We start from the raw sequence: 15,425 nt of genomic DNA on the forward strand, positions 1-15,425 counted from the left end.
AGGCGGGTGTCAGAAAGTGGATCGCGTTCTACAACCACAAGCATCCTCATTCTGCCCTTGGCGGCAAACCGCCCGCTGTGATCTACTGGCAGAGAAATGACACAACCAACCCCGATCAGCAGGTGCAAAGAGTAGCTTAAATCACGCCAGATCCTGTCCAAGGATTGGGGAGTAGCTCAATCCCGGCTATGGCGCTTGGAACTTGGGCGGGTACGGAAACATTCACACGCCTTAACTCGGATCAATACCGCAACATCGCAATTGGGGTCATGGCATTGTCGGGCGTTCTGGCGGGGTGGCGCGGTGTCTCGGCCTTTATATAGCGGCAGACAATCGGCGCGTTATCGAGCCACGCGAACAAAGGAAAAGCGGCTTACAGCCACGCTCGGCACATCAGGAGCCATCGCGGCCTGTGCCTGCCAAGGCTGATTGGGCGCGTCGACCCAGGCATGTGGTTCCAGCGCAAGCCCGGCCCGTGGCCCCATGTCCCGGCCGCCAAGGCCCAATCCCGGCGCGGACAGAGATCCTGCGTCATAGGCCTGCAAGCCCGCCTCGGTACTGTGGACATGCATGGCGATCCCACCGGCGGAGACCGTCGCCACGCGCCGCAGGTCTGTGCGGACTTCCGACAGGCAATAGTGATCATCAAGCCCCACTGGCACCTGCCGCGCCGCACGCAGATCATATGGGCGGTTTGCAACGTCGATCGGAGCACCCGTCGGCAACCCGTTGTCCAATGGCAAACGCCGGTCCGCAAGTATCTGCAACCGGTGCCGGTCAATGGTCGCGCGCCCATCCAGATTGAAATAGGGATGTGGCGCTAGGGTAGAGACCGCCGCCACTGGCGATTGCGCCCGCAAGGTGACGGTCAAGGCCGCCCCTTCGACACGGTATTCGACGCCGATGTGCAATGGGCCCGGAAACCCCATGTGCAAATCGGGCAGGGTCAAAGACATCTCAACCGATTGCGGGGTGATCTGGTCGATGGTCCAATTCAGCCACGCGCTACCCTGCGACCCACCGTGCAATGTGGCCCCATTGTCATTGTCGTCCAATGCATAACGTCGCCCGTCTAACTCAAAGCGCGCGTTGGAGATCCGATTTGCCACCGGACCCACAATAGCTCCCAGACAGCCGGGTTGGCGCAGATACGCCGCCGGGTCCTCAAAACCCAAGACCAGCGGATGTGCCACGCCCGCCAGTCGCAAATCCCGCAAGCTCGCCCCGAAACTCAAGACTCGCGCTTGCAATGCAGCACTTGCGATCGCCACCTCGTGTATCGCAGTGCCATCCGGCGCGGTGGCAACTTGGGTTGGTGTCATTGCGCGTTACAGCTCCTGTCGCAGAACACCAGCAGGCGGCAGGGTGCCGACATCGGTCTGAACCGCGTGGTTGGAATAGTTGAACCAAAACGCCTCGGTCGCAGTTTCGCGCAGGCGCACCCCTTCGGGCATTTGGCGGACCGTGACACCGGCTTGTTGTGCGCAATGGCGGACCAAACGGTCAAAGCCCGCCTCATCCAGCCAGCCACCGCAATAGATCTGCCGCCCCGTCTCCATAACAACCGCTGCCCCATCCACGGTTTGCATCACAACCTCGGCGTGGCCTTCCAGCTCTTCAAGATATCCAGTGACCTGCCCGCCATCGGCCAAAGGGATCGCCATATCGGGGCGCAAGCTTTCCAGCCGCGCAACCGTCACGTCTAATCCGGGCAAGGCCGGCGGCAAAGGCGTTGGAATGCAGAAATTCTGATCCCGCGCGCCACTGCGCGGGCCGTAGACCACATGCGCATTAGCCTGGGCCAAGGCCTGTTTCAGGTCATCACTCATATGCATCATTCCGGGTGCGAACAGCAGCTTGTAACCGCTGAAATCGCGCGTCTCGGGTCGCAGAATATCAACCGACAAGCCCTGTCGCCGCAACGCGCGATAAAGATTAAACACCAGTCCAAAATAGCTGAGCCCCTGCCCCTGGGGCTGCGTCGCCCAGGCCCAATCAGCGTCATAGTCAAACAGCAGTCCAACGGGCGCTTGAACGGGCTGCAATTCGGGCGCGTCTTTGATCTCTGCTGCGACCTCCATTGCCTCTTGCATCGCGGGAGCATCGGCGCTGTCGGGACGCAACATGCCTGCGTGCAGTTGTTCCTGCGCAAACGGCGCTTGCCGCCAGCGGAAGTAACACACCGCCTCGGCCCCATGGGCAAAGGCCTCCCAGCTCCACAGACGCACCATGCCGGGCAGCGGGCTGGGATTATAAGGCGCCCAATTGACCGGGCCGGGCTGTTGCTCCATCACCCACCAACGCCCCTTGCCAACCGCGCGGTATAGATCGTGGTGAAAGGCCTGAAAGTCCGGATCGCCCTGGCGCGCATAGGCCCGTTGAAGGGCGGCATCTACGCCCACGCGGTCTTCGAGGAAGCCCAGCGGATAGCTGTCCCAGGTCGCGATCTCCAGATCATCGCCCACTTGGAAATGGTCAAAATCAGTGATCCGCCCCATATAATTATGTGAAATCGGTGCATCGGAATGCGCGCGGATGATTTCCACCTGCGCCCGGTTAAACGCCACCACCTGATCGGAGGAGAACCGGCGGAACGCCTGCACATGGGCCGGATTTGCCTCGGTCACCGTCAGGTTTGGCAGCTCGACATCGGCAAATGCGTCATAGTCCATCGACCAGAACACATTGCCCCAAGCGGCGTTAAGTGCCTGAATATCAGCATCAAACTGCGCCTCAAGCCAAGTTTGGAACGCAGCCCGCGCCGATGGTGAATAGCTGATCGTGGTGTCGTGACAGCCATATTCATTGTCGGTCTGCCAGGCCGCCACATGCGGGTTGCGGCCAAACCGTTCGGCGATCAACCGCGTGATCCGTTTGCATTCATCGACATATCCGGCGTGGCTGAAACAATAATGTCGGCGTGAACCAAAGCCGCGCGGTCGCCCTTTGGCGTCATGGGCCAACATGTCGGGGTGACGTTTGACCATCCAACGTGGCGGCGTTGCGGTGGGCGTGCCCAAAACCACCTTTAACCCCGCATCGCCCAGAACCGCAATCGCGCGCTCAAGCCATTCAAACCGCAAATCCCCCGGCACAGGTTCCAACCGCGACCAGGAAAATTCGCCAATGCGCACCCAGGTCAGACCGGCGGCCACCATGCGGGCGGCGTCTTCGGCCCAGATCTCTTCTGGCCAATGCTCGGGGTAATAACAGGTGCCTAACGTGCGGAGCATCGCGCCCTCATGTTTCTAGATCTCAACTTGATGTTCCAACTGGCCAACGGCGTTGGTCGCCATTGCAAAGGTCAGACCAGCGGGGGCTGGCAAATCACCATCCGCTGCGCTGGTGATATACAGCGTCGACAGATCCGCGCCGCCAAATGCCGGGCACGTCACTTGCGGGGTCGGCACCGCGATCTCTTGCAAGAGGGTACCATCCGGGCCGTAACAGGCTACCCGCGACGCTCCCCATTGGGCGTTCCACAGATTGCCGACCGCATCCACAACCGCACCATCGGGGCCAAAATCTTCGCCGGACAGATCCAGGAACAGCTCAGGCTTGCCAACGGGCCAGCCGTCCTCGGGCGCCAACGGTTGGCGCATGATTTTGCCTTTGACCGTGTCGGTGTAGTAGGCGCAGGATCGATCTGGCGCGAAACAGATCGCATTGGAAATAGTCACATTGGAGACCAGTTTGCGCAGGCTGCCCTGATAGTAACGATAGATCGCGCCAGCACCGGGTTCGGCGTTAAAGCCCATGGTACCAATCCAAAACCCGCCCCAGGGATCCGCGCGTCCATCGTTGGAACGTGTCGTGGCATTGTCAGCCTCAAGCGCGGCTAAATAGCTCTGCTCGCCAGTCTCAATATCAAATTCCCACAGCCCGCTGGCTGAGGCGATAATCACGCGGTCATGGTCGATCCATCCCATCGCCGAGACACATTCGTCGAACTCCCAAAACCGCTCCTTACCCGCGTCAACGGTGTAAAGGCGCATACCCAGAATATCGAACCAGAACAAATGTTTGCGGGAGGGGTGCCAAAACGCGCCCTCTCCCAGGGTGCAAGATGTGGAACTAAAAACCTCAATCATGCGCCAAATGCTTGATCATAGGCGGCAACCATGTCCACTGCTCGTGCAGCAACATCAGAGGCAGACAACCCCGGTTTGTACAGGCTGGACCCGATCCCAAAGCCGGTAATCCCCGCCGCCTGCCAATCGGCAAAGTTCGCAGGCCCGACGCCACCCACCGCATAGGTTTTGGTGCCCTGAGGCAGGACCACTTTGATGCCATTATAACCATCAAGCCCCAGCTTGAAGGCCGGGAAAAATTTCAACCCATCCGCGCCAGATCGCAGCGCAGTAAAGGCCTCGGTTGGGGTAAGTACCCCGGGATAGGACAACATGCCCGCCGATTTGGTTGTTGCAATTACATCCGGGTTGGCATCCGGTGACACAACCATATGCGCACCAAGGGCCGACAGGCGCGCCACGTCCTCGACCCGCAACACGGTGCCCGCACCGATCACTGCGCGATCACCCGCCACGTCCAGCATATGAGCAATACTGTCAAACGGGTCAGGAGAGTTCAGCGGCACCTCAATCTTGGTGATACCCGCCTCGATCAAAGCGGAACAGACAGCGCGGGCCTCATCCGGGGTGATGCCGCGCAGGATGGCAATAATTTCACGTGTCATAGCTTAACTCTCCAAAAGTTGCGCATAAGCGTCGCGCAGCCCGTTCAATGTGGTTTCTTCGTCGTCCATCATTTGTGGCGTCATGCCCTGCAATGCCAACGCATCGCCGTAAGCCTGCGACAGCGTGCTTTCGCCGACGATTGTGACATCTCGGTCGCCCCAGAACGACCGCGCTGCGGCCAATTCAGCCCCTAGCAACAAGCCCGACAATGTGGCGCGTGCGGCCTCTGGCGACAGATCCGCCAACAGAGACCCGGCCCGCAGGCCAAACAGCGATCGCATCAAGAACGTCGCATCATCCGTCGCACCCTGACAGGCGGTGCGAAACGCATCCCGGTCCCAACCTGAGGTTCCAACCGAATGGCGCAGCACCGAATGTTGGCCGATCACCGTGAACAGCTCACCACTCATAAACGTCGCAAACTCACCAATCTGGCCCTGCTTGATACGCACCCATTTAGTATGGGTGCCGGGCAGGCAAATCACGCCGTCATAGTCCGGCATGCGCGCTGTTACACCGCGGATCTGGGTCTCTTCGCCGCGCATTACGTCGATGGGGTCCACCTGTTTTACACCGGGCAGGATATGCACCCGCAGCCGGGGATCATCGGTGGGCACAAGCGTTGCCTGCTCTATCGAGGGTGGCGCGCAGGGCGTTGGCGCATATGGTGCCTCCGCCCAGCCTTGTCGCGATCCAGCCATGCCGCAAACCACCACATCCAACGCGGCGGATGGCGGCAAATGATCGGCTAGCATATCGAGCAAGATCCCCTCATAGGCGTGCGGCTCGATCTGTCCCATTCCCTTATTACAGGACTGACAGCCCAGCACCGTACCATCCGTCGCCATCCGCCACAGGCGCATATGGGTGGTGCCCCAATCAACCGCGACCCAGGCGGTGGTTTGATCCGGCGTTTGGCTCATCCGGTCACCACCACACCGCCATCCACCACCATGGCCTGTCCGGTCATCATCTTGCTTGCGTCCGAGGCCAGGAACAGCGCCGCCCCCACAATATCTTCAGGAGATAGGGTCTCTTTGAGGCATTGCCGCTCCAGATGCCCCGCCAGCGCTTCGGGGGTCACCCACAGCTCTTTTTGTTTGTCGGTCAGCACCCAGCCCGGCGCAATGGCATTGACCCGGATCTTGTCCGGTCCAAATTCCCGCGCCAATGATCGCGTCATACCGTTGATCCCAGAATTGGCGGTTGTGTAGGACGGATAGCCCGTATTGCCCATCATATAGGAAATTGAGGTAAAATTGATGATGCTTCCACCGCCCGCGTCCTGCATGCCGGCAATCGCCTCTTGGCAGGCAAAGAAATAGGCTTTGAGGTTGATCGACTGCGACCAGTCCCAGAATTCCTCGTCGACCTCCAACGTGTCATGGCGTTTGTCATTGGCGGCATTGTTCACCAGCACTGTGACGGTGCCGTGGACCCTACTCGCTTGTGCAATGGCAGCTTTGAGCGCCGCAATATCGGTGATGTCACATTGGATAAACAGGGGGCGCACCCCGTGTTTGACCTCCATCTCGTCACAAAACCCCGTAGCATCCGAACGGCCAACAAAGGCCACTTTGGCCCCCTGCGCCAAAAACCCATCAGTGAGATACGCGCCAATACCGGAGCCTCCGCCGGTGACAAAGACGGATGTATCAGTCAGGTCATGAAATGTTGCAGACATCAATGGCTCTCCCGTGTGACGGGGCGGGTATCCTTGCCCACCAGAAAATCAAGATCGGCCCCTTGATCCGCCTGCAGCACGTGATCGACGTACATTTTGGCGTATCCTCGGGTGTAATGCGGGTCGGGTTGGCGCCAATTGGCGCGGCGTGCGTCCAGCTCGGCGTCATCGACCAACAGCTCCAAAACCCCGGTTGCGGCTGAAATTTTGATGCGGTCGCCAGTTTCCACCAATGCGATGGGACCACCCGCCGTGGCTTCGGGCGCCACATGCAGGATCACGGTGCCAAAGGCGGTGCCGGACATTCGCGCATCCGAGAGCCGTGCAATATCGCGCACGCCCCGTTTCACCAGCTTGGCCGGGACCGGCATATCACCCACCTCCGGCATACCAGGATAGCCGCGAGGGCCGCAGTTTTTCAGCACCAGAATTGTCGTCTCATCCACTGGCAGATCATCGCGGTCAATATTGGCTTTCAGCTCTTCAATGGTTTCAAACACATAGGCCGCACCTTCGTGTTCCAACAGGTGATCCGAGGCCGCCGAGGGTTTCACAATGGCGCCGCGCGGCGCCAGGTTGCCCCGCAACACCCGCAACCCCGCCGCCGGTTTGCGCGGCGCGTCATAGGCGTGGATCACATCGCGATTGTAGCACTCGGCCTCTCGATAATAATGGGCGATATCTTTGCCCATCACCGTATTGGCGGCGCGCAGCTTGTGGGCGATTTCTTTCAACACCACCGGCACACCGCCGGCATAGCAGAAATCCTCCATCAGATATTTGCCTGACGGCATACAATTGACCAACAAGGGGATTTCGCCGCCGATCTCAAAATCATCCAAGGTCAGATTGACGCCCACACGCCCCGCCAACGCCAACAGATGCACAACCGCATTGGTTGATCCTCCCAGCGCCGCATTGGCCAGAATGGCGTTTTCAAAATTCGCTTTGGTCACAACATCCGACAGCTTCAGGTCTTCCTCGACCATCTCAACGATCCGCTTGCCGGTCATATGCGCTAAGGCCATCCGCCGCGCATCCACCGCCGGCAGTGATCCGTTCATCGGCAAGGACAGGCCCATCGCCTCACACAATGACGACATGGTCGAGGCCGTGCCCATGGTCATACAGACCCCTTTGGATCGCGACATGCCGGATTCCGTGGCCATGAAATCCTTGAGCGTCATGTCGCCGGCTTTGACGTCCATGGCAAATTTACGCACATCGGTGCCCGAACCCAGATCGCGCCCTTTCCATTTGCCGTTCAACATCGGACCCGAAGAGACGACGATGGTCGGCAAATCGACCGAGGCCGCACCCATCAATTGCCCCGGCGTGGTCTTGTCACAGCCGCCCAACAGGACAACACCATCCATCCCATTGGCGCGAATGCTCTCTTCCACATCCATCGCCAAAAGGTTGCGAAACAACATCGCGGTGGGTTTCATCTGGGTCTCGCCCAGGGACATGGCCGGGAATTCCACCGGAAAACCACCCGCCTCCCAGACGCCGCGTTTGACCCCTTCGGCCAGCTCCCGCAGACCCGAATTACAGGGCGTCAGCTCGGACCACGTGTTGCAAATGCCAATCACCGGTCGCCCGTCAAAGGCATGATCGGGAAAACCCTGGTTCTTCATCCAGCTGCGGCGGATAAAGCCATCCTTGTCCATCATCCCGTACCAGCCGCGATTGCGCCGTTCCTTGGTCATAGCTTTGTTCCTTCAATCACCCACATACGATCCGGAAAGCTCCACGGTAGATTCAGCCCGTGGTTCATCAAATAGACACCGCTGACTTCCAAAGCTTCGGATTTCAACACTGGGGTGCCGCGCGACAGATGATGTGCGTCGCCGCGGTTCGTTAATTTGATCCGGTATCTTGTACCTGCCACCAGTCCGGTCAGCCGCAAGGGACGCGGCACAATCTGGGATGAGGCCGCAGCCTTGCCCGCAAACACCACAAACTGCGCGCCATCCTCGGCCAATTGCTGCTCGGCAATTATGGACGGGTCGCCGCTGTCCAGCCGCAAAATATCCGCGCGCTGCATCCAGTCGCGGTTGTCTTTCCACCATTGGGTGACTTCGGTTAGGACCTGCGCTTCATCGTCGCTCAGCTCCCGTGGGTCCATTTCAAACCCCATATGCCGCTGCGCCGCGACCCAAGCGCGAAAGCGGATGTCATGCACCCGACCCGAGGTATGGCAATCGCGCGGACCCACATGGCTGCCCGTCACCGCCATTGGCAACAGCAGCGCCGCATCATGTTGGATACGCAGCCGTTCGCTTGCGTCATTGCTATCGGACAACCACACCCGTTGGGTCAGGCTCAAAATCCCCGCATCAATCCGCCCACCGCCAGAGGCGCAACTTTCGATCTCCACCTCAGGGAAGGCGCTGCGCAAATCATTCAACAGGGCATAAACCCCCTCGGTCTGCGCTGCGGATCCGATAGGCAACAGCCGGTTGTGGTCCCATTTCAAGTAATCAATTCGGTGGTTGGCCAACAGGGTTGCAAGCTTGCGATACAGGTAATCCCGCACGCCCTGTTTCGACAGATCTAAAACCCGCTGTTGACGCCCCTCGATCTGGTCACTGGGGCCCAAAATCCATTCCGGATGCGCCCGCGCCAGATTGCTGTCCAGGTTCACCATCTCGGGTTCCACCCACAGACCAAACCGCATGCCCAAGGCTTCCACGTGGTCGATAAACGGCGTCAACCCCTCGGGCCATTTGCGCGGGTCAATGTCCCAATCCCCAAGCGAAGACGTGTCATCATCGCGCCGCCCAAACCAGCCGTCGTCCAACACAAACCGTTCCGCCCCCAACCCCGCCACGCGGGTGGCAATGTCGCGCAAAACCTCTGGGTCATGGTCGAAGTAAACCGCCTCCCAGCAATTGTAATGCACGGGACGCTGCGGCGCGGGCCATTGTACCACGTGATCCCGTAACAGACGTTGAAACGTGGTCGCGCAACCGTTCATGCCCCGATCTGATACCGCCAGATACAAGGGTGCTGTGCGAAACACTGTCCCGCTTGGGCGCGTGCCGGTGGCATGGCCCCATTGGATCTGACGTCGACCATCGGCCAGCTCCTCGGCATACATCACATGGCCACCGGACCATCCATAGTGCATGGCAAAAACGGTGCCTTGGGTATTGGTCGCGCCCATTTCAGGGAAATAGGCCAGTGGCGGATGTTCATGCCCTGACCGCCCCATCCGCGCCTCGCGCATATGAATACCGGGACGCCAACGGCTGCTCTGGGGTTGAAACTCACCAATCCAGCGCCCGGCAAAATCGACGATCTCTGCCCCCATCTGCGGCCCCGGCACAACAGGAGCCGCCAGGTGATGCAGGGTGAGATCTTCCTCAGCCTCCAAACGGGTGGTGCCTACCAACGTATCGCCCAGGACTTCAAACGTGATGACCAGCGCCAGTCCAAGATCATGATCGCGGCAGGTGAATTGCTGCCCATCCGCCTGTTCCATCCGGAACCGCGGATACAACGGCTGACCACCGCGATAGGCCACCAACCCCGGCTGCCCGTCAAAACTGCGCGCAGCCTCCGGGCACAGGCTCAGCGGCGGCAGCGCATCTATCATCCCACCCGTCACATCCATCACGCTGGCCCGCGACAGTGCCACCAGATCCTCACCGGCCGGCAAAGCAGATCCCCAGTACACCGCGCCGGGCACACCTCCGGTGGAGGACAAAACTAAGGTCTGCCCCGGCGCATCGATGCGCCAGGTCTGTAACGTCTCGTTCACTTGACCGCTCCCAAGGTAAGGCCTGCTATAAAATGCTTCTGCATTAGGAAGAACATCGCAACGGGTGGCAGTGCCGCCACGATCGAGCCTGCACTCATCAGATGATAGGCCGCGCGATACTGTGCGTTAAACGAGGTGATGCCGGCCGTCACTGGCTGACTTTCCGCGCCTTGGGTCAGCACCACGGCCCAGAAGAAATCGTTCCAGATAAAGGTGAAAATCAACACTGCCATCGCCGCCAGTGCAGGCTTCATCAACGGCAGCACCACAAACCAAAAGATCCGCCATTCCGCGACACCTTCCACCCGCGCGGCCTCGATCAGCTCAAACGGCAAGGCACGGATGAAATTGCGCATGAACAGGGTGCAAAACCCGGTCTGGAACGCCACATGGAATAGCACCAGCCCGGTCTTGGTGTTATAAAGCCCCATATCCAACGTCAGATCCCGCACCGGCACCATCAGGATCTGGAACGGCACGAAATTGCCCGCCACAAACATAAAGAAGACCCAAAGGTTGGCGCGGAACTTATAGACGCCCAAAGCAAACCCGGTCATCGAGCTGAGCACCACACAGCCGATCATTGTCGGCACTGTGATCAGCACCGAATTCAACATGTAGCGCGGCATATCAGAGGCAAAGAACACCTTGCCGTAGTTCTCAACAAAGTTGAACGAGCTGGGCACGCCCCAATAATTGCCGGTCGTAAAATCCGCATCCGGTTTGACCGAGAAAACGGCAACCGCCAGCAAGGGCAACAGCCACAGGATCAACGCGGCCGGCAACATCGCCTGATAGGTCAGCTGCCAGCTGCGGGGGGAGTGTTCAATAGGTCTGGGAAACATCTCAACGACCCCCTTTGTCGTCTTGGTACATCGAGTAGAGGAAGTAGGCGATAAAGCAGAGCATGATCAGGAACAGCACCACCGCAATGGACGCGCCATAGCCCATGCGGAAGCCATATTCCGACAGCGCCACTTCGAACATATAAAAGGACAACACCCGGCTTTCGCCAAACGGGCCGCCATTGGTCATGATCGAAATCAGATCGAACGACCGCAACGCGCCAATGATTGTCACCACAAAGGCAATGAAAGTGGCCGGCTTCAGTTGCGGAATGATCACATGCCACAACAGCCGCGCACCTTTGGCACCATCGAGCCGGGCCGCTTCGATCTGTTCAGGATCCACAGCGTTCAGACCGGTGAGATACAGGATCATGCAATAGGCCGTCTGCGGCCAGATACCGGCTGCGATAATGCCATAGGTCACGTAGCGCTCATCACCCAACACATTGATCGGACCCAGACCAAACAGGCCGATGAATTCATTCAACAGACCAAATGTCGGGTCATAAAACCAGGTGAATACCAGGCCCACGACCACTTGCGAGATCACGAAGGGAAAGAAAAACAAAGACTTATAAAGCCGTATTCCCGTCACAGTCTGGTTCAGGAACAAGGCGATGAACAGGCCCGCCGGGACGGCCAACAGGTAGAGCACCAGCCAAATCAGATTGTTGCGCAGCGAGACATAGAAGGCGTCGTCCCAATACAGCTCCTCGTAATTGCCAAGGCCAATCCACTCGGCCTCTCCCAGCCCGTCCCAATCATAGAACGAGACATTGATGGACTGGAAAATCGGGAAAATCACATAGAGCAGAAAGAACGCAACGCCGGGCAGCAGGAACAGCCACGGGGTCACCGCGATCTCGTTCCGTTTGTACCACGACGGCGGTGTTGCTGCCTTGATCGATGAAGGCATGGGAAACACTCTCCAATTTGAAGTCGGGGCGAGGGACCCGGACGAAAGACATGCCACCGTCCAGGTCAATCACGTGTGAGGCAACAGAAGGGGGCCGCGCCAACAGGCCTGCCCCCGCCCCATTGCGGTTACTTGTAGATACGCTTGGCCGCGCGATCCAAACGCGCCAGGATCTTGTCCAGATTGTCGGGCTTGACCATGAATTCCTGGAAGCCTTCCATCGCAGCTTTGGCCATCTGCGCCGGCGCATCCCGGTCAAAGAACTGCGCAACGCCGCCGGGGCTGTTGCTGGACAACATCGCAAAGCCCTCTTTCAGGAATTTGTCGTCATCCACTGAAGATTTAGCATTGACTGGCAGCTGACCCAGATTGGCTCCGTTGTTGATCAGCGTCTGATTGTCCGCTTCCACAACAAACTTGAGAAAGGCTTTTGCAGCTTCCTTGTTCTGGGCTCCCGAGGGAATGTGGAACGTGTCGGTCGGCGCATCTTCGGCCAGCTCCACATCCGGGTTAATCGCAGGGAACTGATAAAAATCGAGCTTGCTGTCATCCAGACCCGCGTCACGCAGCGGGGCCACGGCAAAGTTACCCTTGAGGATCGCAGCCGCATCGCCTGACACGATAAACGGCAGAGATTCCTGCCAGCTGTAAGCGGTGTGATTGTCGATAAACGCGCCCATGTCGATCAGCTCACGCCAATTGGCAAAAGTTTGCCGGACGCCTTCATCCGTCCACGCGATCTCACCCGCCGTCAGTTTGGCGTGGTAGTCGTGGCCATTGGTGCGCATGTTCAGATAGTCAAACCAGCCACCGGTGGTCCAATAGTTCTTGGACCCAAGCGTAAAGCATTTGCGGCCCGACTCGATGATCGCGGCGCAGTTGGACTTCATCTCTTCAAAGTTCGCAGGCTCCGTGAGACCCAGCTCTTTGTAAATGTCCGCGCGGTAATAGACGCCCCATTGATAATAGGTATACGGCACGCCCCACTGTTTGCCGTCCAGCGTCATCGCGCCTTTGGTCGACGCCAGATCGGCAAAAATTGGATCCGCCCAAACTTCCGAGACATCCTCGAACAGGCCCGCATCCACATAAGGTTTCATCCGATTGGCGGCATACCAATTGGCAACATCCGGGGCGTTGGCCGTCAGGAAGTTACGGATCTGCGTCTTATACGCTTCCCGGTCAATGACCGTCAGCTCGATTTCCAGATCGGGATGCAATGCACCAAACCGCTCTGCCATGCCCTCCATCACGGCACGCGGCGCCGGGTTCGCCATATCCGAAAAGATCTTGAGCGTACCCGACAGGCTTTCTGCCTGCACCGACACACCAAACCCGCACGACAGCATCAACGCTGCAATCGTCCCCTTGAACACTTTCATTGACTTCCTCCCAAAGATCTCTGATAAGGTATCAAATAATGGAACCTATTTCCATCTATTGAAACCATGACGGATTCTGGATAAGAATGTCAACAGTTTCGTGACGCGCTGGCAGCGACTATGAGCAGAAACTTGAAGGAGGGGGAGCAATGTCTGCACCGAACGCAACAGATCGCGGCGCTGACGGAACCGTTGGTAAGGCCTTGAATATATTAGACCAAGTGGCCGAATTTGGCCATCCCGTCCGTTTTAGCGAACTGTTGGCGATCTCTGAACACCCCAAGGCGACATTGTATCGGTTAGTGCAGACGTTAACGAATCAGGCGATGCTCGCCTATGACGAGGATCGCCAGACTTACAGCCCAGGCATGCGGCTGGTGCGGTTGGCGCATTCTGCTTGGCGACAAAGCTCACTGGCCCCGATCGCACGCCCCTTTATTGATGAATTGGCCCACAATGTGCAGGAGACCATCCACTTAGCGCAGTTGGATCGCGGGCAGGTTTTATACGTGGACAAACGTTCTGCCTCGCAGCCGTTGGAAATGTTCAGCCAGGCGGGCAAAATCGGCCCCGGTTTCTGTACCGGTGTTGGCAAAGCGATGATCGCCTTTCTGGATCAGGACGCGCAAGACGACGCAATCCGCCGCCAAGCGTTCCTGTCACATACCCCGACCACGCTTGCCTCGGCGGATGCGTTGCGCGCCGAACTGGGCGAGATCCGCCGCGACGGCATCGCCTTTGACCGTGAAGAGCACGAACCCGGCATCATCTGCATCGCGGCCCCCATTCTGGCGGCCACGGGACGCGTCATTGGCGCGCTGTCCATCACCACATCCACGCAACGGCAATCGCTGGACGGGCTTTTGCCCCACCGGCCGATCCTGCTGAAAACGGCGTCTGAAATCTCAACTGCCGCAGAGACCTGGCAGTTTCCAAGCTGATTATGAGGAGGAACAACAATGACAGGTGTTACGCTGTCCAAAGCGGTCAAGAAATACGGCGATGTCCAAGTCATCCACAACATTGACCTGACGATCGAAGACGGTGAATTCTGCGTCTTTGTGGGCCCCTCTGGCTGCGGCAAGTCCACGTTGCTGCGGATGATTGCAGGGCTTGAGGCCACAACCGACGGTCAGATCAATATCGGCAGCCGCGATGTCACCCATTCCGACCCGTCTGAACGCGGCGTGGCCATGGTGTTCCAAACCTATGCGCTCTACCCGCATATGACCGTCGAAGAGAACATGGGGTTTGGCCTCAAAATGAATGGCCACCCCAAGGCCGAGGTCAAAGAAAAAGTCTCTGAGGCCTCGCGCATTCTGCAGTTGGACGCCTACCTCAAACGCAAGCCCAAGGCTTTGTCTGGGGGCCAACGTCAGCGTGTCGCCATTGGCCGCGCCATTGTTCGTGGCCCCGAAGTGTTCCTGTTTGACGAGCCCCTGTCGAACCTGGACGCGGAGCTCAGGGTTGATATGCGGGTGGAAATCGCCCGCCTGCACAAAGAAATCGGCGCCACCATGATCTACGTGACCCATGATCAGGTCGAAGCCATGACCCTGGCCGATAAAATCGTGGTGCTGCGCGCCGGGCATGTGGAACAGGTCGGCAGCCCGATGGATCTGTATCAGGATCCGGACAATAAATTCGTGGCCGGCTTTATCGGCTCCCCGGCGATGAATTTTCTAAATGGTGTGGTGGAAAACGGCGGCGTCACAATCGCGGCCCTTGGCGGGCGGCGTGTCGAGACCTCTGTCACCCTGCCCCCCGAAGGCAGCGCGGTCTACCTTGGCCTGCGCCCCCAACATCTGACCGTTGTACCCGGCGATCATGGCATCCGGTTGGACCTGCGCGAACGTCTGGGCGGGGTGTCTTATGATTATCTGATGACACCAACCGGTGAGAAGATCATCGTGGAAACCCGTGGCGACGAGGCCATCGCGGAAGGCACCGCCGTGGCTTTGGATTTTGCCGAAGCGGACGCTTTTTTCTTTGATGCAAAAACGGAACAGCGTCTGCGCTGACCCTTATCACAGCACTCTAAAAAGGGCGTTTGGATCCAGCGATCTGAACGCCCTTTTCGTGCCGGATCACTTAATTCCTGCGTCCTTGGCTAGGGTCTGGCCTCATAACCA

14 protein-coding genes are annotated in these 15,425 nt (G+C 58.5%); 3 read left to right on the forward strand and 11 right to left on the reverse strand.

From position 1 onward, the window contains the following. Positions 1-140 (forward strand): integrase core domain-containing protein (locus KMP13_RS20960; protein ID WP_215266496.1); only part of this gene is annotated, 140 nt, incomplete at its 5' end. 201 nt (positions 141-341) lie between these two features. Here the strand turns inward: KMP13_RS20960 and KMP13_RS13885 are convergent. The 11 genes from KMP13_RS13885 to KMP13_RS13935 all read right to left on the reverse strand — a co-directional run bounded on the left by KMP13_RS13885 (position 342) and on the right by KMP13_RS13935 (position 13,293). Next, positions 342-1,322: an aldose epimerase family protein gene (locus KMP13_RS13885; RefSeq protein WP_215266482.1), complete on the reverse strand. Its 981-nt coding sequence runs from the start codon at positions 1,320-1,322 to the stop codon at positions 342-344. A 6-nt stretch (positions 1,323-1,328) separates the two neighbouring features. Next, positions 1,329-3,233 (reverse strand): beta-galactosidase, encoded by a 1,905-nt coding sequence (locus KMP13_RS13890; protein ID WP_215266483.1) that lies wholly within the window; start codon positions 3,231-3,233, stop codon positions 1,329-1,331. A gap of 15 nt (positions 3,234-3,248) precedes the next feature. Continuing rightward, complete coding sequence (locus KMP13_RS13895; RefSeq protein WP_215266484.1) at positions 3,249-4,091, reverse strand: SMP-30/gluconolactonase/LRE family protein; 843 nt, start codon at positions 4,089-4,091, stop codon at positions 3,249-3,251. Beyond that, complete coding sequence (locus KMP13_RS13900) at positions 4,088-4,696, reverse strand: 2-dehydro-3-deoxy-6-phosphogalactonate aldolase (protein WP_215266485.1); 609 nt, start codon at positions 4,694-4,696, stop codon at positions 4,088-4,090. Before KMP13_RS13900 ends, KMP13_RS13895 begins: the two co-directional genes overlap by 4 nt. A gap of 3 nt (positions 4,697-4,699) precedes the next feature. Beyond that, positions 4,700-5,620 carry a 2-dehydro-3-deoxygalactonokinase gene (locus KMP13_RS13905; protein WP_215266486.1) on the reverse strand — a complete coding sequence of 307 codons (921 nt, stop codon included), beginning with the start codon at positions 5,618-5,620 and terminating at the stop codon, positions 4,700-4,702. Then, positions 5,617-6,381 (reverse strand): SDR family NAD(P)-dependent oxidoreductase, encoded by a 765-nt coding sequence (locus KMP13_RS13910; RefSeq protein ID WP_215266488.1) that lies wholly within the window; start codon positions 6,379-6,381, stop codon positions 5,617-5,619. The genes KMP13_RS13905 and KMP13_RS13910 overlap by 4 nt, the downstream gene beginning before the upstream one ends. Next, on the reverse strand, positions 6,381-8,090 hold the full coding sequence (locus KMP13_RS13915; protein ID WP_215266489.1) for an IlvD/Edd family dehydratase: 1,710 nt from the start codon (positions 8,088-8,090) through the stop codon (positions 6,381-6,383). The genes KMP13_RS13910 and KMP13_RS13915 overlap by 1 nt, the downstream gene beginning before the upstream one ends. Continuing rightward, on the reverse strand, positions 8,087-10,147 hold the full coding sequence (locus KMP13_RS13920; protein WP_215266490.1) for an alpha-galactosidase: 2,061 nt from the start codon (positions 10,145-10,147) through the stop codon (positions 8,087-8,089). The genes KMP13_RS13915 and KMP13_RS13920 overlap by 4 nt, the downstream gene beginning before the upstream one ends. Then, positions 10,144-10,992, reverse strand: a complete 849-nt coding sequence (locus tag KMP13_RS13925; RefSeq protein ID WP_215266491.1) for a carbohydrate ABC transporter permease — start codon at positions 10,990-10,992, stop codon at positions 10,144-10,146. The genes KMP13_RS13920 and KMP13_RS13925 overlap by 4 nt, the downstream gene beginning before the upstream one ends. 1 nt (position 10,993) lies before the next feature. Further along, complete coding sequence (locus KMP13_RS13930) at positions 10,994-11,911, reverse strand: carbohydrate ABC transporter permease (RefSeq protein WP_215266492.1); 918 nt, start codon at positions 11,909-11,911, stop codon at positions 10,994-10,996. Positions 11,912-12,039: 128 nt separating this feature from the next. After that, on the reverse strand, positions 12,040-13,293 hold the full coding sequence (locus KMP13_RS13935) for an ABC transporter substrate-binding protein (protein ID WP_215266493.1): 1,254 nt from the start codon (positions 13,291-13,293) through the stop codon (positions 12,040-12,042). A gap of 149 nt (positions 13,294-13,442) precedes the next feature. On the opposite strand from KMP13_RS13935, the gene KMP13_RS13940 reads away from it, so the two are divergent. Together KMP13_RS13940 and KMP13_RS13945 are read left to right on the forward strand one after the other, a co-directional pair. After that, positions 13,443-14,234: an IclR family transcriptional regulator gene (locus KMP13_RS13940; RefSeq protein ID WP_215266494.1), complete on the forward strand. Its 792-nt coding sequence runs from the start codon at positions 13,443-13,445 to the stop codon at positions 14,232-14,234. Between the two features lie 18 nt (positions 14,235-14,252). Then, on the forward strand, positions 14,253-15,314 hold the full coding sequence (locus KMP13_RS13945) for an ABC transporter ATP-binding protein (RefSeq protein WP_215266495.1): 1,062 nt from the start codon (positions 14,253-14,255) through the stop codon (positions 15,312-15,314). Positions 15,315-15,425 lie beyond the last annotated feature (111 nt).

It is taken from the genome of Epibacterium ulvae (assembly GCF_018678075.1).
GTDB classification, from domain to species: Bacteria; Pseudomonadota; Alphaproteobacteria; order Rhodobacterales; family Rhodobacteraceae; genus Epibacterium; species Epibacterium ulvae_A.

What these genes read in the sequence shown, in the direction of transcription:
- KMP13_RS13885 (WP_215266482.1), bottom strand. Translation starts at nt 1,322, where the DNA reads ATGACACCAACCCAAGTTGCCACCGCGCCGGATGGCACTGCGATACAC.
- KMP13_RS13890 (WP_215266483.1), bottom strand. Translation starts at nt 3,233, where the DNA reads ATGCTCCGCACGTTAGGCACCTGTTATTACCCCGAGCATTGGCCAGAA.
- KMP13_RS13895 (WP_215266484.1), bottom strand. Translation starts at nt 4,091, where the DNA reads ATGATTGAGGTTTTTAGTTCCACATCTTGCACCCTGGGAGAGGGCGCG.
- KMP13_RS13900 (WP_215266485.1), bottom strand. Translation starts at nt 4,696, where the DNA reads ATGACACGTGAAATTATTGCCATCCTGCGCGGCATCACCCCGGATGAG.
- KMP13_RS13905 (WP_215266486.1), bottom strand. Translation starts at nt 5,620, where the DNA reads ATGAGCCAAACGCCGGATCAAACCACCGCCTGGGTCGCGGTTGATTGG.
- KMP13_RS13910 (WP_215266488.1), bottom strand. Translation starts at nt 6,381, where the DNA reads ATGTCTGCAACATTTCATGACCTGACTGATACATCCGTCTTTGTCACC.
- KMP13_RS13915 (WP_215266489.1), bottom strand. Translation starts at nt 8,090, where the DNA reads ATGACCAAGGAACGGCGCAATCGCGGCTGGTACGGGATGATGGACAAG.
- KMP13_RS13925 (WP_215266491.1), bottom strand. Translation starts at nt 10,992, where the DNA reads ATGTTTCCCAGACCTATTGAACACTCCCCCCGCAGCTGGCAGCTGACC.
- KMP13_RS13930 (WP_215266492.1), bottom strand. Translation starts at nt 11,911, where the DNA reads ATGCCTTCATCGATCAAGGCAGCAACACCGCCGTCGTGGTACAAACGG.
- KMP13_RS13935 (WP_215266493.1), bottom strand. Translation starts at nt 13,293, where the DNA reads ATGAAAGTGTTCAAGGGGACGATTGCAGCGTTGATGCTGTCGTGCGGG.
- KMP13_RS13940 (WP_215266494.1), top strand. Translation starts at nt 13,443, where the DNA reads ATGTCTGCACCGAACGCAACAGATCGCGGCGCTGACGGAACCGTTGGT.
- KMP13_RS13945 (WP_215266495.1), top strand. Translation starts at nt 14,253, where the DNA reads ATGACAGGTGTTACGCTGTCCAAAGCGGTCAAGAAATACGGCGATGTC.